Here is a 19,318-nt window from a genome sequence, read left to right as displayed (position 1 = left end):
ACCTGTTGAGATGGAGTTGGCAGCGCGCGTTAGCGTGCGAGGTGTTCTGCGAGGTGTTCTGCAATCGGGCCGAGCGCCAGCGCCGGGATGTAGGTGAGCGCACCCACCAGCAGCACCGAGCCGATCAGCAGCACGACAAACAGCGGACCATGCGTGGGCAGCGTGCCGACCGTCACAGGCAAGCGCTTCTTGGCAGCAAAGGTGCCCGCCATGGCCAGCACCGGCACGATGATCCAGAAGCGACCCAGCCACATGGCGATGCCCAGCGCGACGTTGTAGAACGGCGTGTTGACAGACAGCCCCGCAAACGCGCTGCCGTTGTTGTTGGCGGCCGAAGAGAACGCGTACAGCACTTCAGAGAAGCCGTGCGTGCCAGGGTTGAAGATGCCCGCCTTGCCCTGCGTCACCACCACGGCGATGGCCGTGCCGACCAGCACCAGCAACGGCGTGACGAGGATCGCGATGGACGTCATCTTCATCTCGAACACCTCGATCTTCTTGCCGAGGTATTCCGGCGTGCGGCCGATCATCAAGCCCGCGATGAACACGGCCAGGATGGCGTACACCAGCATGCCGTACAGGCCCGAGCCCACACCGCCAAACACGACTTCGCCCAGTTGCATCAGGAACATCGGCACGAAGCCGCCCAGCGCGGTGAGCGAGTCATGCATGGCGTTGACCGCCCCGCACGATGCCGCCGTGGTGATGGTGGCAAACAGCGACGACGCCACGATGCCGAAGCGCGTTTCCTTGCCTTCCATGTTGCCGATGGTTTGATCGACGCCGAGGTTGGCAAGCATCGGGTTGGCATGCAGCTCGGCCCACGCCAGGAACGTCGCCAGCGCCACAAACAACACCGTCATGGCCGCCAGCACCGCCCAGCCTTGGCGCCCATCCCCCACCATGCCGCCAAACGTGAAGCACAGCGCCGCCGGGATGATGAAGATCGCCAGCATCTGCACGAAGTTGGTCAGCGCGTTGGGGTTCTCGTACGGGTGCGCCGAGTTGGCATTGAAGAAGCCGCCGCCGTTGGTGCCGATCATCTTGATCGCCTCTTGCGACGCGACCGGGCCCATCGGCAGGGTCTGCGTTTGCGTGGTGGCTTTCTCGGTGACGGGGTTGCCTTGGGCATCCTTGATCGGCTGGCCGCTGGCGTCCATCTTCGGGTTGTCGTACGTGGTGGCGGTGACGGTGGTCACCTCCTTGTACGCATCGAAGTTCTGGATCACGCCCTGGCTCACGAAGAACACCGACACGACGATCGACAGCGGCAGCAGCACGTACACCGTGGCACGCGTGAAGTCGACCCAAAAGTTGCCGATGGTCTTGGCCGAGTGGCGCGCGAAACCGCGGATGAGCGCAATCACCACCGCAATGCCCGTCGCGGCAGACAGGAAGTTCTGCACTGCCAGGCCGAGCATCTGTGTGAGATAGCTCATCGTGCTTTCGCCCGAGTAGCCCTGCCAGTTGGTGTTGGTCACAAAGCTGACCGCCGTGTTGAACGACGAATCCGGCGTGACCGCACCAAAGCTCTGCGGGTTGAGCGGCAGCCACTGCTGCGCGCGTTGCAGTGCATACACCGCCAGCGCGCCCAGCACGTTGACGACGATGACGGCAGCGGCATAGCGCTTCCAGCCCATCTCTGCCTGCGGGTTGACGCCTGCCACGCGATAGAACAGCCGCTCGATGGGGCCGAGCCAGTGTGCGCGCGAAGGTTTGTCACCAAACACGCCGGTCATATACGCGCCCAGCGGTTTGGCCAGAACCAGCAGCACGACCAGATAGATCGCCAGCTGGAGGAGGAACGCATTCATGGTGTGCCTCGCGTTGTTGTTAGAAGCGTTCGGGCCACAGCAGGGCCACGAACAAATAGACGAGCAGGACCACCGTGATGGCCCCGGACAGCACGTAGAGCCAGGTCATTGCTGTTTCTCCATCGCATGCGTGGTGGGTTGGTCTTTCGTGGCGAGCCTGCCGGAGAGGGCGAGTAGCCCGCCCACTGCCAGAGCCAGCACCGCGAGGCCGGCGAGATAAACGAGGTCCATGAACGCTCCCCTTGTCGGTCAGATGGTTAAAACGTTTTGGTGACCGCGAGCAGGGCCGTGGCCTTGCCCATGTAGTTGCCGCGCGTGTTGGTATAGAACGCGCGCGATGCATTCGTATCGATGTAGGCCAGCGATGCGGCCCAGCCGTTGCCGAAGTCCTTCGTCACGCCGACCTTCCAGTCGGCATACGAGGCGCGCACGGCCTGGTGCGGCACTTGTTGGTAGCCGGCATGCAGGTTCAGCGTCAGGCCCCAGAAGCCGGTGTCGAAGTTGCCCGACAGATCAAAGTACTGGCTGTGGTGCGAATCGGGCGTGCCGAACAGGTTCGAGAATGCGTGCGAATACTTGAACGTGACCGGGCCATAGCCGATCTGTGCATAACCTTCGGTGGTATGCGGACGGGTGTAGTCGCTCGGGTAGCTGCCGGGGTACCAGTACTGCAGCACGCCCACATCGATGGGCACGTCCTTCATCAACTCGGTCTTGTAGCCGCCGTAGAAATCCATCTCGATGGGGGCCGACACGTTGGGGTTGGAATCCCCCAGCCAACTGATCGACGAGTTCCAGTTGCCGATGTAGAAGCCGTTCGGCAATGCGTAGTCAACGCCGCCTTGAATGGCGGGCTTGTTGTTGGTCTGCATGAGACCGCGATAGCGGTACTGGCTGGCGAGCGTGACGTTGGCCGTCAGCGGGCTCGCGGGGGCAGCGGCGGGCGCCGGAGCGGCGTCAGTGGATTGCGCAAATGCGGCCGCGCTGGACAGTGCTGCGGCACAGAAGACAACGCCACCGATGACGGTGGCGTGCAAAGAAACCTTGGCTTGCATGGACCTTTCCCTTGTTGTTTTGGGTGCCGTCCGGCTCGGCGCGTGTGCGCGCAACAGGGCCGGAAGCGGCTTGCAGGCGGGCTCCCGTCACAGGGCCTGCGTGCAGTGCAACATTAGGGAAAGGGGGGTAAAAACGGGGTAAAGGTTGGGGGGAGGGGTGTAAACGGGGTGTAAAAATGAAGGCCATCGGTGTGATGAATGCCTATTCACTGGGGCCCCACCAGGTTGCCAGCGTGACAGCCTATTTCGACGTTGGATCCGATGAGGCAAGGGCCACGACAAGTTGCCGTAGCGTGCAAGAATGCAATCGAGTCGTGCCCAAACCCAATACTTATCTCTTCCTAGGCTACGTGACACATGTACATCTTCGTTGACGAATCAGGAACGTTCGCGCTTACCGAGAAAGAGAATGCCTGGTGTGCGATCGCGGCCTTTGTTCTGCCTGAGTCGAAGCGGCGTCCGTTGGATGCGCTCGTTTCAGACTTACGCTTCAAGTACGGAGCGGGCCGTGAGGTCAAGCTTGGTGGTATTCCAGAAGATAGCTTCGTTAAGTTTCTAGTCGCCTTGGAAAAACTTGGTGGCATAGCTTTCGCGCTAGCTGTCGATGTTAGCTTGCATCGTCGTGATGAAATGCTTTGCCATCAGCAGATTCAAGTCGACAAGATCAGGCAGAACATCGAAAAAATGAAGTATGAGGAAGGTCGGAGAATGATCTCGGACCTTGCAGACGAAGTCAGCTCGCTACCGCCGCAGCTCTACACGCAACTCGCTCTGCAAATTGAACTTGTACACACAGTTCTGAAGAACGCACCGCTCTACTATGTGCAACGGCAACCAGCTGCGTTGGCGCACTTTCGGTGGCGCGTAGATCAGAAAGATCAAATACCCAACCGATATGAAAAGGCATTTAAAAAAATCCTGCCCGCACTTTTACAGACGAAGTCTTTACAAGACCCAATGATATTTCTTGAAGGCGAGGACTACCGTTACTTCAAGCGATTCGAATACGAACCCGGTACCGCGCCGAACTATCTCAAGGAAACTTACGGGTTGGACGTTGACCCAAGCAAGGGTAGCGTGAACGTTGGCCGGGTAATCAACGAAGACTTCAGCTATGTGGACTCACAGAAATTCTCCGGCGTCCAGGTTGCAGACATGATCGCCTCGGGTATTCGCCGCGTGCTTCGATCAAATTTCGACTCGCCAGAGAAAGTTGCTTTGGCACTGGGCATGAATATGCTTCAAGCCCCCAAGGGAGAAACAACTGTTCGATTGCTCTCGCTAGATCAAGCCGGGCTAGTTGATGAGAGGGCAGCCACGTTTATTCGACTCATGGGAAGACAAGCTCGACGAATGTTGGTGAGGTAGCTGGGCCCTACACACTCCATCGGTCGTTTGTAGACCGAATCGGCAGGAAGGTGCTGCGCGATATGATCAGCGAGAGCCTTCTTCTTCCGCATCAATCCCATCCCAAACCGTCAACGCCCTATACGCCCCCTCCGCATATTCCAAACACGTCCCCAGATACTCCGCCTGCCGCACCTCATCCATCGCGCGGAAATGCTCGAAGCCACCCGCGTGCAGCCCGATCAAAACGCCGCCGATCGGCACATCTTTGCGAGGTCGTAGATTTCGCTTCGGAGCCTGTCGAAGCGCTGGTTATCGTTGGAACCCATCTTCACGCCAGCGCCATTGGTCCATGGCAGAACAACGTCGTTCAGGCTGCCCATACCGCCATACGCATAGAGCAGGTGTTCGATGCCGTAGCAGTCAAGGGAGCGAATTCGCTCCGCGTCCTTAGCCAACCAATCCGCCCAATGAATCTGCTCGTAAGAGCGAAGTAGCGCTTCCGCTTCATCGAGCAAATTGGCGAGGGTTTCTATATTCGAAGACATTCACACCCCTGTACTTGAGCACTCCCACGGAGAATCGTCGGTCTCGCTGCCGCGATGCCGGTTATCAGAGCGGCGCGGGTTCGCCGTCGGTGGGAAACGTTTGATGTGCTTGCCAGCCGTCGTCCTTTCGAGTCAGTCGAACTGAATTGAGGCCCAGAGGTGCTGGGGCGACCCCTCGCTTGAGCGACCACAGTTCAATCCAGACAGGTGCGCAGGTCACAGTGACCGCATGGGGGTCGTCCGGCCCATCGGGGAACCACCTGCGCAGTGATTCTTTCCAGATGCGTTGCTTCAGTGCGGTCTCCCCAGAGACTGTCGGGGCAGTTCCGATGGTGACGTATCCCGCGTCGGCCATGCTGAGGAAGGACAGGCTGATCGTCTTCCCTTGGCGAATCTCCGACGCTTTGCGCGTTCTCGAATCGGTCATGAACCGAATAGAGAGGTCTTGCTCGATCTCCAAGATCTCGACGACTCTGGAGTTGATCTGACCGGAAGCGTCGATCGAAGACACAAAACAGAAGCTGCAATTGCTAACGATTTCGTGTGCGTGCTGAAGGAGCTGACTAGCATTCATGATTGAATCGCCCCGGCGTTCGAGGAGGCTGGTTGGTTTGAGTTGAGACCGTTGCGGTGGTCTCGCTGGCAAGTTGCCGCCAGCAGTTTGCCCCCGCTTCTGCCGGCGGGATATACCCGATGGGCCAACCCGTCGGATGTGATTAAACCAATGCGCCCATTGCAGGGTGCCCTGAAATCGGGATGGATCGGAGGCGGTAGCGCGACAACGAAGCGCGAACATTCATCGCCTCTCCATACGGTGATGCCGATGTTGGCGATCTCCGCGATCCCGCGTCACACCGGCTCAGCCTCATCCTCCTTCCGCTTCGCGCCCCGACTAAACCGCACCGCCAGCGCTTTCCTGGCCGCATCCAACCCTTCCCCCTGGCCGGCGACTTTGAGAAAGGCGTACCCCTCCATCGCGCCGCTCATCACATCGCTGCCCAGGGCGAGCTGTGAGTCCGACATACGCTCGAAGATGCGCGCCACACGCACGAGGCGGCTGCGGAGCTGATCGAAGCCAGCCAGATCGCGGCGCAGTTCGGCCAGATCAAAGTTGCCGGGCAACACGTTGGGGTTGTTGACCAGCACCTCCACGGCCTTGCGGGCGAACGCTTCGGACTTGTCGCCCATCTTCACCAGTGCCCGGCGTTGCTCGGGCGATAGGTCGATCAGGCTGGCAAGTCGGTCTTCGAGGGTTTTAAGCGCGCCATCCACGGCGGCCAGATCGGCGGGGGTGAGCTGAAACGAGATCAAGTTCTGTGGCATCGGATGTCTCACGGATCGGTTGGCAAGGCCCTGCACGGAGGGCACGACGGCGGGAGATTCGCCGCTGCCACGCAGGCGCGCAATAGCAGAAGGCCGTTCTGGGCGAAGAATCCGAAAAGTCCTATGCCGAGTTCTGAGCTCGGCGTGTGGAGCTTTTTTCTCGGCGGCCCGAGTTCCCAGCTCGGCGCGCGGAGTTATTTTCTCGGCGGTCCGAGTTCTGAGCTCGGCGTGTGGAGAAATTTTCTCGGCAGTCCGAGTTCCGAGCTCGACGCGTGAAGCTTTTTTCTCGGCGGTCCGAGTTCTGAGCTCGGCGCGTGGAGTTATTTTCTCGGCAGCCCAAGTTCCGAGCTCGGCACGCGGAGCTTTTTTCTCGACGGCTCGAGCTCTGCGCTCGACGCGCGGAGTTATTTTCTCGGCGGCTCGAGTTCGGAGCTCGGCACGCGGAGCCCTTTTCTCAGCAATCCGTGGCAGAGGCCTAGGTTGTCGAGCTGGCCAATCATGTCATCAAGCAGCCTGCGGTCTTCTGCGTCGTTGAGTTTCGCGCGATCCGCTTCGAGCCTCTGTCGAAGCTCTTCTTTGTAGAACGGTTGGAATGCCCGTTTGAGGGTCGGCAGCGTGTCGGCCATGGCCTTGAGCACCAGCGATCTGCCTGCTGCAGAAAAGCCGTGTTCCGCGGTGAGCATGACTTCGGCATCCCCCAATGTTGATGAGTAAGCGGTTTGCATGGTCTTCATGTTGGCGACTCGGGTTGCGTACTTCTCATCTTTCGGGACGGTGGATATCAATTCGTCCACCAGGTCCAGGCCCGCGACGGCGACGCGAAGCCGGTAGGCCACGATCGCGGCGGTTTCAAGCTGCGTCTTCCCAGCGCTGTCGCGAGGCGAATCCAGGTACAGCGTCATCAGCGTATTGATGCCGATGGAAAGGGCGAGGTAGTCCCCATAACGCGTCTCCAGCGGCACCGAGGGATTGCGGTAGAAGTCCAAGTTTTCCACGGCCGTCATACGGTTGAGCACCGCGGCCCCATTGCTATCCGAGAAACGGGGTAGGGGCGAAGCACCCGACTCCAAGACATTCACGGCTTGGGTGTAGTCGGCACCTGTCCAGGCGCGCGATGGCGCGGGGATTCCGGCTTTGACGTACGGCGAGGGGGTGTCAGTCTTGCCGGTCTGGGCGATTGCCGGCTGGGCGACGCTGAGCGCGAGGGCTGCGAGGAGGGTGGTGAGGCGCATTGGGTGAGGGGTGTTGATGCGGGGTCAGTTGTGCTGGTTATCGCACAACATTTCCCTTAAGTGGAGAGCAGGCTCGCGACGACCTGCTCCGCTGCTTGGCGTGCAGCGTCCGCAACCTCCTTCGGTAACGGCCATTCGGTGCACGGCACGGTTTGTTCATCAGCGTATGTCTGCGTCGCCAGCATCACCGAAGACGTCGCTTGCACGACATCAATGCAGTGCCCCGACGCAATATCAAGGCTCGCTTTTGCCCGTGCCATTTCGTTCAACACGTGGATCGCATCTTCAAAGCCGGTGGTTGGCCTCACCGCCAACGAAGCGGCCAGCGCGAGCCCGTAGGCCCCAATCTGTCTTCGGGTTTCAGGGCGCGGATAGCGTGGGATGAGGTCTTGAATATCGGCCAGCGAAGCACATGCGATGGTCTCGCCAGGCACTTGAATATGGACTGTGTGTGTCATGTAAAGGGTGTCGTGACTGACCGGATGCACTCACGGCAGGATACACATGCAATCCCATTTTTCTCGGCAGCCCGAGCTCAGAGTTCAGAGCTCGGCGCCCGGCGCGCTCACGGCCGATTGAACAAAAGCCGCTGCGGCCAACGACAGGTGGCGGTTGCGCCAATCGCTGGCTAGCGGCTCGCCGTCTACATCGGGGATGAAGCTGCTGGATCGCGCCTCACCGTAGACGCGCGAGTCGAGGAGGTTGTGCGCCGTGCCCCCAATCTCCCCGCTTCACGTCTTCGAGATCATCCGCCGCGGCGCGCAGTCGGTTTCCGCTCTGGCTTGGGGGCGGGGGACGTGTTCCGGCCCGGATCGGCCTGCAGAGGGGGCGTGCTCGGTTGTGGCTTGCGCTTACGTTGCCCGAACAGCTTGCTGGAGAGGCCGCCGGACTTTTTCGGCGCAGGCGCAATGCCGGCCTTCACATCCATTTGCTGCTTCAAGCGCTCCAGATGCGCGCGCGTGTCGGCGGGCTGCGAATCGGGCCGCGATTCGGGCTGTGACTCGGGCTGTGATTCTGACCGCGAGCGCGGCGGCGACATGGCCAACATGTCGGCAAGCGACGGAGACCGCTGCGCGTCGCGCGATGGTGCCGACGCCTGTTCGTGGCCTGACGCCTCGGGCTCCGATTCGATTTCGGGTCGTGCGCCTTGCACGCTCTGGTACAGCGGGATGTCCGATGAACCCTCGCGCCGCAGCGGACGAGGCGATGGCGGCACGGTGGCAGGACCCTCGCCCTGGGTCGGTTGCTGCGGCGCGTTCTGTTCCGCTGTCAGCTCGGCTTCGTACGCCTTGAGCAGCTTGGCGTCGATGGTGTCGAACACGATCTGGCGTTCGACCTTCAACCCGGTGTTCTGCGTCAGGCGCAGCCCCGCGTTGACGTTGAAACCATCGGCCTCGCTGTATTTTTCATAAGCACGCAAGCCGATCGGCATCCAGGAGTGGGGGGCATTGATGGTCTTGGTGTAAGACGCCGCCAGCTGCTCGTGCAGCTTGGTCTCGCTTTGCGGCGTCACCTGCGAAAGCTGCTGCAGATGGTTGAGCGTTTTCGCAGCGTCGGTTGTGAGGGCCCGCCGCACAAAAAAGGCGTTGTACGGCGTGTCGAGGAGGCGGGCCGTATCCAGATTGTCGTTGACGGCCTTGAGCCCCTTCGCCAGCCCGCCATCGGGATCGTTCCTGTGCGGATAGGCGAAGAATCTCGCCCACTCCTGCTTGGTGGCCTCCACATACCGGGCGTAGTCGTGGAAGCTGTCGAATTCGAAATCGGCCACCGACTTTGTCGGCAGCACGTTGTCCCGATCGATTGCGAGGCGCAGCTTCACGTTCGTGCCGCGCTCTTTGACCACCGCCCCCCCACCGAACAGATCGGCCGACGTGTTGCCGATCGTGCCGGTCACAGCCGAGGTGGTGAGCCCAAGGTTGAGCTTGTGCCGGCTCAGCTTTTGCTCGCGCAGGTTGGCAATCCGGTAAGTGCCGGTGGCGTCGAGCTGCTTGAAGGTCGACAGCCATTGCTTCTCGAACGAGTAGCCCAGGCTCGTGCCGAGGGCACCGGTTTCTTGCTGGCTTTTGCGGTGCTGGCTGGGGTTGAGCAGCTTGGTGACGGAAGCACCGATCCCCACCGACATCTCGCTGCGGTGGGCGCGTGTCTTCTGGTTGATCCAGCTGATCGACAGATCGTGCTCGGCGTAGAACTCGCTGGCGAAGGCGCGGAACAGCGCATCGGCGTCGGGCATGCCCTCGGGCGAGCGGCGCCGGGCATCCGCCGCCGAAAACATGAAGTCGGTCACGCGCGAGAACAACGCGCGGACTTCCGCATCTTTTGCCGCCGTCCGGCGCGGGATTCGGACCATGAGGCCCGTGGCGTCCGTGCGCTCGTGCTCGTACGGATTCACATCCACGTTGGCGCCGGTGCGGCAGCATTTGAATAGTTTCGCGCCAAAGAAGCAGCCCGCGCCGATGCGCCCACGGTGCCGCTTTTCCGTGCCGATGAACAGCTCGGCGGCATGCACGGGGTACGACATAGAGACGGCCGCTTCACGCCCCTTCTCATAACGCAGATCGACACGGGCATTGCCGGCCACCGGCACGCCCATCAGCCGTTTCTTGGCGTTGACGAGTGCCTTGGTGATGCCCTTGGTGCTGAACCCGCCGGTGGTGCCGCGGCTGAAACGGACCGTGTTGCCACCCGGAATTGTCTTCAGGTAATCCACCACCATGGCGCGCACGCTCTCCTGCGATCGGTCGGCCGGGGCCAGCGGCGGCGCCGTGGCAATTTTCCGGGCGGCTTCCATGGCTTGTTGGAACGGCTCGGGCTGCTCGACATTGAGGAAGTTGGCAAGCGCATGCACGTCTTCAAAGCCAAGGCGGACATTGCCAAGATGCTGCCGGACGTTGGCAACCGCCTGTTCCAGTGCCTCGGGGGTGCCCGATGTCACCTTGTTTGCCGCGGCTTCCGTGAACTTGCGAATGCGCTGTTCGACCGCTTCCGGCAATGCGGCAGGCGAGAATTCGCGGCCTAGCACCAGTTGATGCCCCTGGCGCGCGGCGCTGTGTTCGGGCATCCAGTCGTCAAGCGCGACCCGCAGGGCGATCCACTGGCAATGGGTGTCGGTCAACGCATCCGGTCGATGAGGTGCCCCGTCTTCGGAGGCAGCCTCTGTCGGCGGGGGGCTACCGTAAAGGCGCTCCATTTCGGCGGCGACGGCCTGCACCACGTCGCTGACCGCCGGTTTCGCGAGCTCGGCCATCAGCGCCTTCTGCTCGTTCGCCAAGACGGCGCGATCGCCCTGCGCCATCCCCATGCGCGCAGCGGAGAGCGGCGATTTGTGGTGGCTTGGCAATGTCGCGGGCCGGTCATCTTCCATCCGATCGACCCAGGCAAGCGACTTGAACATGCGCGCCTTGAACTGGCTCAGGTCGGAACCCGGTGCGTCGTCGGTGAAGCCGTTGCGCCATGCGACCAGATCACTCTTGTCGGCGGCGCTCAGGGTTGCCGGTCCTGCGCCGTGGATGAGCTTGGCGCTTGCGTCGGACACGCGCTGGGCGAAGTTCACCGCGCTCGACACGGCTTCGTGCGGGGCGAGCCGCGCGGCAATCAGCGCCTCGGGCGTCGGCTTGGCCTTCAGCGCCGTGGCAATGGCGGCGCCGGCCTGCAGATGCATGCGCAGGGTGCCCTGATCGGCGGCGCCCAGGCTGTGGTTGCCGGTGGCGGCGAGCATTGCCTCGAAATTGCCGGTTGCTGCGGCGTGCTGCAACGCGCCCCACGCAACGGCCCGCCCCGATTCGGCATGCTTGAGCTGCTGGTCGTGTGTGTGCAGGTGCGTCGGCGTGGACACAACCGCAATCATTGCCTCCTGCGCGTCGCGGATCGTCTCAGCGATCTGCGCAGAAACCACCACCGGCCCCTTTTGCCCGTGCGCAGGCTGTTGCGGGCCGATTTCATCGGCCACCGCTTCGAGCGCGGCCAGGCACGTTGCGGCGGCCTCGGCGTTGTGCGCATCGAACTGCCCGAGGCTGTCGCGCACCCCCGGCCAATTGGCGAGCGCCTGCGGCGCATGTTGTGCGGCCCCACGCATGGTGATGGGGAAATCTCGCACCGTCTGGATGAATGCCTGCAGGGCCTTGACGTCGATGACATGGGACGGCGCCGACGAAGACGCACCCGCCGCATCGGCCGCACTCGAATCGGCAGCAGTGGTGCACCGGTTTGCCATCAAGGCCTTGCGCGTCTGCTCCAGCGCGCCGCGCAGGGCAAGGATATGGGTGTCGCGCGATGTCTCGGAATGCGTTTTCGCGTTACCGATTTCGGCACCCAGGTCCGCATGCTTCAGATACGAAAAGATGTCGCCATTGAGCGTTGTGGCGTTGCCTGGGTCGAGACGTTCCTTGGCAGACACGAGCGCCAGCGAGACCGCCATGGCGACGGCAGGCGAATGCGCGGCAGCCATCTCCTGGACCCCCGCCACGAACGCCTCGGGTTCGCTGCTGACCTTCGCGGCCAGCGCTTGCCCTTGCGGCGACGCCCAGTAGGCAATGACGTCATCAACGTGTTGCAGCGCCTGCGCCGGTTGCGAGCTGCCGCCGTGGAGACCGGCGCTGGCATTGGCGATCGCCGAAATCTGCGTGCGCAGCCCTGTCATTGCATGATTGAGCGCCTGCGCCGTTCTACGTGCCGAACTCGAAGGACTGCCGGTCTGGGGCGCGTCGCCGCGCGCGGCCGCAATCCGCTGCGCAACTTGCGTGACCTGGGCGAAATCACGCAACGTGGTCGGTTTGCCGGCCCGCGAATGTGCGCTGAATGGGGTGTTCCAGTCGAGTCGGCTGGCGCCGTCCTTGGTCAGGCCACTGAAGGTGCTCTTGACCTGGGCACGCAACGCCTTGCCGACCCGCTTCGCTATGCCGACGTGGGGTTGAGGTGCGTTTGGCAGTGCAGGGGGTGCCGGGGGGGCTTTCTTCAAACCGTCAAGTTCGCCGCGCTGGCGGGACGCCTGTCTGGCAGGCGTGGACGGCGTAGCGGTCTCACCTGTACTCGCCTGTGGCGACGAAGGATGCGTGACGGAAGCACCGGGCGAGATGCAGGGCAGTTTGAGCGGCATGGGGTGGCAGGACACATTGAACCAAGTTGACACCCATCGCAGTCTGGTTGCCCCGGCGGGGGATTGCTCTTTGCCAAACGAAGATGCGATTGCAAAGGCGAAGACGCCCAAGAGCGGGGACGTATGTCATCACGGATGCCAGCGGCATCTGTCCGATCTCTTCTGAATGATCGCTGGCGACCTTCCTAGTCGGTATCCGCACCATAAACGAGGCGGCCATCCGCTCTTGCAGAAAAAACACGACTGGAGGCCCTTTCGAATAGGTGCCACTGCTCATCTGACGAATCGTCACCGTACGGCCACGTTTTAAGCGCTCCGCCCAGGTCGAACGAGAACACCCAGGATCCAGGCGCCGTGCCCGGCACGACAGACAGCAACTTCTGGCCATCGAGGCTTTGCGTTGAAAACGCAATCTGGTCGTCTGGTGATTCGCTGTGGGCGAGATCTCTGCCACTTTGAGCAATCGACCAATGGCAGCAGTAGATCCACAAGCGCCACTCTCCGGTCACCATCACCAGCCTCTGGCTCAGCCGCTCACGGACGCGTTCAGAGACATTGCCCAGAGGGGGCCGTGGCTCTCTGATCCGAAGCGAAGGCTCCCCAAACTCGAAGGTAAGAAAGCTCCCATGCCCCTTCTTCACCAACCACGCGGGTCGCCCATAGACCGCGGACCAAATTTGCTCAAACTGTGTGGAATCCATTTGTTAGTCTTAAATCTGCGTCTGCAGGCGGTACTTGTTTTACGCATGACGCCGCCACAGTGCACTCGTCTTTGCGCCGCCACTTAACGCCCTTGCGCCGAGTACTGGAACGGTTGCAGCTCATAAATAGCCTGATCAGGTCGCACGCTAGATTCAAGCTCGGCTAGGTAGCGCCGAACCCTGCTCAAAGGATGGTCAGGAAACTGGGCATCGAACCTCTGATCATCCGCCTGGTTGCGCATGAATTCAGCACGGTAGACTGGGTCGTACGGGTCCTGCGCCCAACCGATCAATTCGCCTGTTGCTTTATCAATGTTCGGCGGCCCCATCAGAATCATGGCGGCGGCTTCCCGTATGCCTGTAGTACCTCGCTCCATACTCTCCACCTTGATGACGTATGAGCGATCCGCAAAGGGCAGGGTATAGGAACCGATAAAGGCAAAACCGCGTATTTGCTCTATCCGCGCCTTGAGCAGGGTACGCACTGCGCTCAATGAGGCCAGTTGTGCCACGTCTGCCTCGATCAAGGCGAGACCGTGTACCTCAGCCATACGGCGATAGAACACCCGCAGCGCGTCAGCGTCATCAATAGGCGCTTGAATGTCAGGCACGGCCATGAAGTAATTGACCGTGAGCGTGTCCCCCGCCTCGTTGCGGAAAATCGCGATGCGCTCATCTTCCTGCTGCAATATCCATTGCACCGGAAGTTCGAACTGCTGGCTCAGCTGGGGAGCGACGGCGATTTTTTGGACCGGTGCCGCTGAAGGCTCCCGCGGTTTCAGGCCTAGCATCACGCTTATCAGCGCTCGGAATGTCATGCGCTCACTCTTCTTGTTCTGGTTTAAAAAAGCGGACCTCGAATACATCCCTGGTTTCCCTCACCACGATCTTGCGCCCACAGTTTCCGCATGTAAGAAGTAGGTCGGACTGACGAACAAGATCAGAGATGAAATCATCGACACTCTTGCTTTCATGAGCTTCATCGAGGAATTCTTCTGTCGCGAGCAAAGATATGCCCGTTCCGCAGAATAGGTTCTTATGAACAAGCTGGTCGCACTTGCATCGAATCCAAGACCCCATGTTCCGCTTCTCCTGACGTGTACGTGTCGATTTCAAAATGGAGCGCATACGTAGCGCTCCCCCGTAGCCAGCCATTTTCGTAGATGGCCAGGGCTGCCATATCAACAGGTCAACGTGCTCTGGGAAAAACCCAACAAAGCCTTACGCCTTCGACACGGGTTTCAACTCCCACATCGGCAGGTAATTCATGATCGGCCGCTCAAACGTGCCGCCCTTGTCGATAAACGGCTTGCCCGAATCCAGCATCGGCTGGAACGTGTTCAGTTGCTTGGCCGCGTCCAGGTCGGTCCACAGGCTCACGTTCGATAGCGACGAGGTGGACTCGTCTTCGCCCACATAGAAGGCGATCAATCCGCGCATCGCCTCGATGCCGGGCCGAAGCACCGGTTCGAGGTCGTTCATCATCTGCCGCATCTCGGCAAACTTGTCCGGCGGGCACCGGAGAATCGAGACTCTGACGACTGGCTGCATTGGAAGGTCCTCTTGTTGACGTGCGTTGAAAGACAAATCAAAGCGGCTGTGCTTGGAACGTTGGCGTGCCCTGCTTGGAAAGCAGAGGGAGAACCTATGAGCACCACGCTCGAAGTCCCAACGCATCGAGAATATTTCGCTCGTACGTTGGCCAAGCTTGCGCTGAATTTTCGATAGCGAGTTTGGCACCAGGCAGTTGCCAAAAAAGCTGGTCGGTCAGTGCACGGTAGTCGCGATACAGGGCAATGAGCCCGTCCAATCCACGCAAGTTTCTGCTCACACAGTAGGGCGCGGCGAGCTTCCAGTTCACCTGATATTCGACCCATTCCTGGCCACGCTCTGCGCAAACGGTGCGAATGGCACGATCAACATCTTCCTGCCAGAGATACAGAACAAAGGGGTTGAGCGGCGTAATGACCTTCGCCAATGCCTGCACATAGCTGGCGATCAGCTCGCTCTCTGCCTCCATCAACAGCAGGTGTGTGAGGTCGCCATGAAACAGTTGGCCGTCCATCACCGGAATGCAGCGCTTGGCCTGCACGTCCTGCACAAAGGTGCTCCATTTCGCCAAGGCACGCCCTGCAAGATGCTCTGGCGTCGCATCGCGCCACGGTTCGAACCAGTGTTCAAGTTCATCCGTCGCCCGGACCGGATGCGGCTCTGTTCGCTCGTGGATTGCGAGCGCCTGCTGCCCTGCGTCGTGCAAGCGCTGTGCGATCAGCCGCATCGTTGTCGACTTACCCGAGCCCATGATGCCCTCGACAATGACGAGCCCATAGGGGCACTCAGCCTTCCTGGAGTCGGTCGACATAGAGACGATGTGGTGGGTCAAAGCAAGGTCTCCGCCTGCCGAACAAACCGCGCCATGGAGACATCGGCGATATACGACCCGTCCGGCAACCGTATGCGGCGCTCAAACCGGCCTTCTTCTACGAATCCAAAGCGTTGGTACAAGGCAATCGCGCGAGTGTTGGTGGCCCGGACGCGAAGCTCCACCTTTTCGACATGCGGCTGGCTTTCCGCCCAGTCCATGAGTGCGGTCATGAGCGTCGTGCCGATGCCGCGCCCCAGGTGCCCGGGATGCACGACGATCGTGAGGCTGACGACATGAGCGAGCGCCATGAGTGTCATCGGCTCCAGAAGCGCGTGCCCTACCGGCACGCCGCCGCTTTCTGCAATGAGATAGACCCCGTCTTGCTCGAGCAGCTCGATCTTTCGTTCGAAGGCATCGACTTGCAGCTCGTCGGGCCGTGATATCAGTCGCCCCGGAATGCGTGCGGTGGCTTGTTCGGCGGCGCAGAGCGTTGCGGCGTCACCTTTCACTGCTCTGCGGATGGTGGCTGGTTTTGTCATGTCGGCGTGGAGGGATGGACTGATACCCAGCGCTACTGCGCAAGAAATTTAACAACAGCGCCCACCGTAGCCTGCGTCTGCTCCTCCATCAACCAATGCCCCGCATCGGGAATCACCAGTTCCTGCACGTTGCTGGCCGCATTTCGCATGACGATGGCTTCGTTCTCGCCGAAGGACTTGGCGCCGCCGATGGCCAGCACCGGCATGGGCAGCTTGGTCGCGATGGATTTCTGGTTGTCCTCCGCGTCTTGCGGAATCGACAGGAACTGCGCAAACGCCGAGTGCATGGCGCCCGGCTTGGCGTAGAGGCGGGCGTAGTGGACGCGCGTGGCCTCGTCGATCTTGGCAGGGTTGCCGGCAAACTCATTCCAGAACCGGTCGAGGTAGATGCGCTCGCGGCCTTTGACGAGCCGCTCGGCATCGGGGCCGCCGAACGAGAAGTGCCACAGCTTGGGCGAGCGGACGATCTGTTCCCACGGCGGCACGCCCGGCACGGGGGCGTCCATCACGACCTGGCGTGTCGTCTTGTCCGGGTAGCGCGCGGCATACGCGAACGCGACCATGGTGCCGATGTCGTGGCCGACCACGTCGGCCTGGTCGATGTTCAGCTTCGTTAGTACAGCGCGGATGTCGGCAGTCTGGGTGCGCTTGTCATAGCCGCCTTCCGGGTGCGATGACAAACCCATGCCGCGCAGATCCGGCACCACCACGGTGTGGGTGCGTGCCAGCTCAGCGGCCAACGGCGCCCACATGTCGCCCGTGTCGCCAAAGCCGTGCAGCAACACCACGGCAGGCCCGCTGCCGCCCACGCGCACATACAGAGTCGCGCCGTCGGTCTGGATGTTCTGATGGCGGAAACCCGGCGGATACGGTTTCACCTGGGCTTGCGCAAATGGCGTCATGGCCAGCAGGAGCGCAACGGCGGCAATGAGGTTTCGCATGGCGTGTTCTCGGTGGGGGCGGAGGGGTCGGCCGGGGCCGATGGGACGCGGCCCGCTGACTTTGGTCGGGCCGTATGACAGGGCGCTGCACGGACTCGTCAAGCGTAGTACGCGCCACGCGGGGTGCAAGGATGAAGGCGAGGGGTGCCGGCAGTCGAGATACATCCGGCCCGCCCGGCGGCTCGCCCCATCGCGGGTTGATCGGTCGGCTTCCTTACGTACAGACAGCTGTGGATAAGCCCTGTGGATAGGTGCAAAAAACGCTTTTGCATCAAGGGATTGCAGAACGAACAACCTCTCGGGCAGGGTGCGCGGTTAAGCGGATGAGGCGGAGGGATTGCGGCGCTCCTGTTCGAGCGCTGTAGACAAGCCTCCCTGCAGAGCCAGGGCGTTTTCCACAGGAGTTATTCACAGGGCGGGTGGGGTTATCCACATCGGGGGCGATTGGGAGCCCGGTCCAACTAGTGCGGGTAATACTCCAGCTCGGCAATGCGCGCGCGGATGGCTTCGACGTTCAGCCCTTCAATGTCGGGGCTCGCCATGGAGCCACGATCGGCGCGCCAGGGTGCGTTGTCGGCGGCCTTCTGGGCGTTTCGATAGGCCAGCCAGGCACGTTGGGCGTTGTGGATGGCCTCGCGGGATGCCGGGTCGGACTTGCTCAGTACGGCCTGATAGAGCGTGTTCATCTGCCGGTCGTAGGCCTGGTAAGCGGTGTGTGTGCACTCGGTCATGCCGGCCGTCGTCTCGCCGCGCGGTGTCTTCAAGCATTGCTCAAGCGCGATGTCGATGGGGTCGGCAGCCCAGGCCGCCGAGGGCAGCAGCCCGGCCGCGAGTGAGAGTGCTAGCGCGCGTACGATTTGGCGCACATCCTGGGCGGCGGCAGCGCGTGGTTGGCGGGAGGGGTGGTTGGGCATTGGCAGGGCCATGGCTTACCTCAGGGTGGTCGCAGCGGGGGTGCTTGCCATGGTAGGAAAAGTCTTCCCGTGCCGCACCGGCGCTCGGGTACGACAGTGATCATGTGTGGATAAAGCGCACCGCGCGGCTTGGTTACCGAGCACAATGCCGCACCAAAGTGCACGACAAGCCGATACCCAACTACCCCGCCCTGAAACCTCATCCAACACCATGAAGCACAACCACCTCACCAAACTGCTGTGCATTGCCGGCTTGCTGCTGGCCGCCCAAACCACCCACGCCGCCGAAGATGCATGTACCACGCAAGTGGAAAGCGCGATCAAGCGGGCGTACCCATCGGCAAAGCGAACGGGCGACGATTACAAGATCAATGGCGCGCGCATCCAGTTGTCAGAGGCGGCCAGCCCGCACGCGGTCGTGTGCCGCACGTGGCCCGCGCATCCGGAACTCACGCTCATGGCCGTGCCGCTGATACAGAAGGAAGACGAGGGGACCAACGAAGGCGACCTGGAACTGTTCGTGCTCGACAGCAGCAACGCCACCACCATCCGCCAACGGCTGCGCCTACCGGGCCGCATGTCGGACGATGCGGTGCGCATCACGTCCGTCTCGTTCGATACCGCGCGCTATCAGGTGGCGCCAGGCCAGACCGCATTCGGCCTTCGCATCACGAAGGAACACAACTCGCGTGCCATCCCGTTCGGCGAGACCGGCTTGTGGCTTTACACGTTCGATGGCAATCAGTTGAAGCCGGTTTTGAACGGCATCGTCGTCGATCAATATCAGGGCGAATGGGATAGTGACTGTGCGGGCACGTCCAAACAAACTCACCGCACGCTTGCGACAACATCGACTGCACGCAATAGCTACGTCGACATCACAGTATCGGAATCAATAATTTCCACAACCGGCACGCTAGCTAAGAACGGTGAGTGCGGTACACAGGAGACCAAACGGCGCTCAACACACCGGCTGATGTATGACGGCAAACAGTACGTAGTGCCCAAGGCGTTGGCGCCGCTGGAGTGAGCGGCGCAGCGTGCGTCGCTATGCGTACTTGTCGCCCACCGCGCTGCGGATTGGATACGTGTCATAGACGATCACCATCCGTTCAATGCGGCCCGCCGCGTCAAACTCGAACACGTCAACGCATTCAAAACGGGCGGACGAGCCGTCTTTGAATCCCCAGTCGTAGATGAAGTAACCGGTGGCACGCGGGGCGCCCAACGCGCTGGTGCAAATGTCGATGGGTGTGATCTTGCTGGTGCCCGATGCTTCGCTCACTTTTGCGAAGAACGGGGCTGGCGTCATCCACCCTAGGAATGGCGAGAAGATCTGTGCGTCGGGGGTGAACAGTGCGCAGATTTCGACCACGTCGCCGCGTTCGAGGGCCTGCAGATAAGCCTGGATTTGCCGCGTGTATAGTGCTTGCGCCGATGCGTCCAT

The 19,318-nt window shown here is 61.3% G+C and carries 19 protein-coding genes; 2 read left to right on the top strand and 17 right to left on the bottom strand.

All coding sequences use genetic code 11. The annotated features are described in order from the left end of the window. Nucleotides 1–29: 29 nt before the first annotated feature. The 4 genes from kdpA to ACN9M1_RS16250 are packed head-to-tail and all read right to left on the bottom strand — an operon-like array spanning nt 30 to nt 2,869. Nucleotides 30–1,814: a potassium-transporting ATPase subunit KdpA gene (gene kdpA / locus ACN9M1_RS16265; protein ID WP_426395979.1), complete on the bottom strand. Its 1,785-nt coding sequence runs from the start codon at nt 1,812–1,814 to the stop codon at nt 30–32. A gap of 19 nt (nt 1,815–1,833) precedes the next feature. Next, nucleotides 1,834–1,923 (bottom strand): K(+)-transporting ATPase subunit F, encoded by a 90-nt coding sequence (gene kdpF, locus ACN9M1_RS16260; protein ID WP_004628487.1) that lies wholly within the window; start codon nt 1,921–1,923, stop codon nt 1,834–1,836. Next, nucleotides 1,920–2,045, bottom strand: coding sequence for a hypothetical protein (locus ACN9M1_RS16255; RefSeq protein WP_004628489.1), 126 nt, complete (start codon nt 2,043–2,045; stop codon nt 1,920–1,922). Before ACN9M1_RS16255 ends, kdpF begins: the two co-directional genes overlap by 4 nt. A gap of 26 nt (nt 2,046–2,071) precedes the next feature. Then, nucleotides 2,072–2,869, bottom strand: a complete 798-nt coding sequence (locus ACN9M1_RS16250; RefSeq protein WP_426395975.1) for a TorF family putative porin — start codon at nt 2,867–2,869, stop codon at nt 2,072–2,074. 357 nt (nt 2,870–3,226) lie between these two features. Here ACN9M1_RS16250 and ACN9M1_RS16245 point away from each other — a divergent pair, with 357 nt between their 5' ends. Then, nucleotides 3,227–4,237 carry a DUF3800 domain-containing protein gene (locus tag ACN9M1_RS16245; RefSeq protein WP_426395973.1) on the top strand — a complete coding sequence of 337 codons (1,011 nt, stop codon included), beginning with the start codon at nt 3,227–3,229 and terminating at the stop codon, nt 4,235–4,237. A gap of 221 nt (nt 4,238–4,458) precedes the next feature. Here the strand turns inward: ACN9M1_RS16245 and ACN9M1_RS16240 are convergent, their stop codons facing one another. The 12 genes from ACN9M1_RS16240 to ACN9M1_RS16185 form a co-directional block, all read right to left on the bottom strand. Further along, nucleotides 4,459–4,764 carry a DUF6966 domain-containing protein gene (locus tag ACN9M1_RS16240; protein WP_426395971.1) on the bottom strand — a complete coding sequence of 102 codons (306 nt, stop codon included), beginning with the start codon at nt 4,762–4,764 and terminating at the stop codon, nt 4,459–4,461. 64 nt (nt 4,765–4,828) lie between these two features. Further along, a complete protein-coding gene (locus ACN9M1_RS16235) occupies nt 4,829–5,275 on the bottom strand; it encodes a pyridoxamine 5'-phosphate oxidase family protein (RefSeq protein WP_426395970.1) in 447 nt (148 codons plus the stop codon). A gap of 338 nt (nt 5,276–5,613) precedes the next feature. Beyond that, complete coding sequence (locus tag ACN9M1_RS16230) at nt 5,614–6,087, bottom strand: hypothetical protein (protein WP_426395969.1); 474 nt, start codon at nt 6,085–6,087, stop codon at nt 5,614–5,616. Nucleotides 6,088–6,491: 404 nt separating this feature from the next. Then, the gene (locus ACN9M1_RS16225) at nt 6,492–7,319 is read right to left on the bottom strand and encodes a hypothetical protein (RefSeq protein ID WP_426395967.1); all 828 of its coding nucleotides are present in this window, start codon (nt 7,317–7,319) and stop codon (nt 6,492–6,494) included. A gap of 56 nt (nt 7,320–7,375) precedes the next feature. Further along, the gene (locus tag ACN9M1_RS16220; RefSeq protein WP_426395966.1) at nt 7,376–7,777 is read right to left on the bottom strand and encodes a hypothetical protein; all 402 of its coding nucleotides are present in this window, start codon (nt 7,775–7,777) and stop codon (nt 7,376–7,378) included. Nucleotides 7,778–8,064: 287 nt separating this feature from the next. Next, complete coding sequence (locus ACN9M1_RS16215; protein ID WP_426395964.1) at nt 8,065–12,273, bottom strand: hypothetical protein; 4,209 nt, start codon at nt 12,271–12,273, stop codon at nt 8,065–8,067. Nucleotides 12,274–13,195: 922 nt separating this feature from the next. Beyond that, nucleotides 13,196–13,978 (bottom strand): hypothetical protein, encoded by a 783-nt coding sequence (locus ACN9M1_RS16210; protein WP_426395962.1) that lies wholly within the window; start codon nt 13,976–13,978, stop codon nt 13,196–13,198. Nucleotides 13,979–14,333: 355 nt separating this feature from the next. Continuing rightward, a complete protein-coding gene (locus tag ACN9M1_RS16205) occupies nt 14,334–14,597 on the bottom strand; it encodes a hypothetical protein (protein ID WP_426395960.1) in 264 nt (87 codons plus the stop codon). 160 nt (nt 14,598–14,757) lie between these two features. Then, complete coding sequence (locus tag ACN9M1_RS16200; protein ID WP_426395958.1) at nt 14,758–15,495, bottom strand: hypothetical protein; 738 nt, start codon at nt 15,493–15,495, stop codon at nt 14,758–14,760. After that, nucleotides 15,492–16,016 carry a GNAT family N-acetyltransferase gene (locus ACN9M1_RS16195; protein ID WP_426395956.1) on the bottom strand — a complete coding sequence of 175 codons (525 nt, stop codon included), beginning with the start codon at nt 16,014–16,016 and terminating at the stop codon, nt 15,492–15,494. Before ACN9M1_RS16195 ends, ACN9M1_RS16200 begins: the two co-directional genes overlap by 4 nt. A 32-nt stretch (nt 16,017–16,048) precedes the next feature. Next, nucleotides 16,049–16,957, bottom strand: a complete 909-nt coding sequence (locus ACN9M1_RS16190) for an alpha/beta fold hydrolase (RefSeq protein ID WP_426395954.1) — start codon at nt 16,955–16,957, stop codon at nt 16,049–16,051. 461 nt (nt 16,958–17,418) lie between these two features. Next, nucleotides 17,419–17,883, bottom strand: coding sequence for a lysozyme inhibitor LprI family protein (locus ACN9M1_RS16185; protein WP_426395952.1), 465 nt, complete (start codon nt 17,881–17,883; stop codon nt 17,419–17,421). A 199-nt stretch (nt 17,884–18,082) separates the two neighbouring features. On the opposite strand from ACN9M1_RS16185, the gene ACN9M1_RS16180 reads away from it, so the two are divergent. Further along, nucleotides 18,083–18,901, top strand: a complete 819-nt coding sequence (locus tag ACN9M1_RS16180) for a hypothetical protein (RefSeq protein WP_426395951.1) — start codon at nt 18,083–18,085, stop codon at nt 18,899–18,901. An 18-nt stretch (nt 18,902–18,919) separates the two neighbouring features. On the opposite strand, the gene ACN9M1_RS16175 is transcribed toward ACN9M1_RS16180, so the two are convergent. Then, nucleotides 18,920–19,318, bottom strand: a complete 399-nt coding sequence (locus tag ACN9M1_RS16175; protein ID WP_426395950.1) for a nuclear transport factor 2 family protein — start codon at nt 19,316–19,318, stop codon at nt 18,920–18,922.

The organism is Ralstonia sp. R-29, assembly GCF_049913345.1.
GTDB lineage: Bacteria > Pseudomonadota > Gammaproteobacteria > Burkholderiales > Burkholderiaceae > Ralstonia.
The sequence above is the reverse complement of the archived record's forward strand: the minus strand, read 5'-3'. Positions and strand labels throughout refer to the sequence as shown.

Excerpts from the sequence above, each read along its gene's own strand:
- kdpA (WP_426395979.1), bottom strand. The coding sequence starts at position 1,814 with ATGAATGCGTTCCTCCTCCAGCTGGCGATCTATCTGGTCGTGCTGCTG.
- kdpF (WP_004628487.1), bottom strand. The coding sequence starts at position 1,923 with ATGACCTGGCTCTACGTGCTGTCCGGGGCCATCACGGTGGTCCTGCTC.
- ACN9M1_RS16255 (WP_004628489.1), bottom strand. The coding sequence starts at position 2,045 with ATGGACCTCGTTTATCTCGCCGGCCTCGCGGTGCTGGCTCTGGCAGTG.
- ACN9M1_RS16250 (WP_426395975.1), bottom strand. The coding sequence starts at position 2,869 with ATGCAAGCCAAGGTTTCTTTGCACGCCACCGTCATCGGTGGCGTTGTC.
- ACN9M1_RS16245 (WP_426395973.1), top strand. The coding sequence starts at position 3,227 with ATGTACATCTTCGTTGACGAATCAGGAACGTTCGCGCTTACCGAGAAA.
- ACN9M1_RS16240 (WP_426395971.1), bottom strand. The coding sequence starts at position 4,764 with ATGTCTTCGAATATAGAAACCCTCGCCAATTTGCTCGATGAAGCGGAA.
- ACN9M1_RS16230 (WP_426395969.1), bottom strand. The coding sequence starts at position 6,087 with ATGCCACAGAACTTGATCTCGTTTCAGCTCACCCCCGCCGATCTGGCC.
- ACN9M1_RS16225 (WP_426395967.1), bottom strand. The coding sequence starts at position 7,319 with ATGCGCCTCACCACCCTCCTCGCAGCCCTCGCGCTCAGCGTCGCCCAG.
- ACN9M1_RS16220 (WP_426395966.1), bottom strand. The coding sequence starts at position 7,777 with ATGACACACACAGTCCATATTCAAGTGCCTGGCGAGACCATCGCATGT.
- ACN9M1_RS16210 (WP_426395962.1), bottom strand. The coding sequence starts at position 13,978 with ATGTATTCGAGGTCCGCTTTTTTAAACCAGAACAAGAAGAGTGAGCGC.
- ACN9M1_RS16205 (WP_426395960.1), bottom strand. The coding sequence starts at position 14,597 with ATGATGAACGACCTCGAACCGGTGCTTCGGCCCGGCATCGAGGCGATG.
- ACN9M1_RS16195 (WP_426395956.1), bottom strand. The coding sequence starts at position 16,016 with ATGACAAAACCAGCCACCATCCGCAGAGCAGTGAAAGGTGACGCCGCA.
- ACN9M1_RS16190 (WP_426395954.1), bottom strand. The coding sequence starts at position 16,957 with ATGCGAAACCTCATTGCCGCCGTTGCGCTCCTGCTGGCCATGACGCCA.
- ACN9M1_RS16185 (WP_426395952.1), bottom strand. The coding sequence starts at position 17,883 with ATGGCCCTGCCAATGCCCAACCACCCCTCCCGCCAACCACGCGCTGCC.
- ACN9M1_RS16180 (WP_426395951.1), top strand. The coding sequence starts at position 18,083 with ATGAAGCACAACCACCTCACCAAACTGCTGTGCATTGCCGGCTTGCTG.
- ACN9M1_RS16175 (WP_426395950.1), bottom strand. The coding sequence starts at position 19,318 with ATGGACGCATCGGCGCAAGCACTATACACGCGGCAAATCCAGGCTTAT.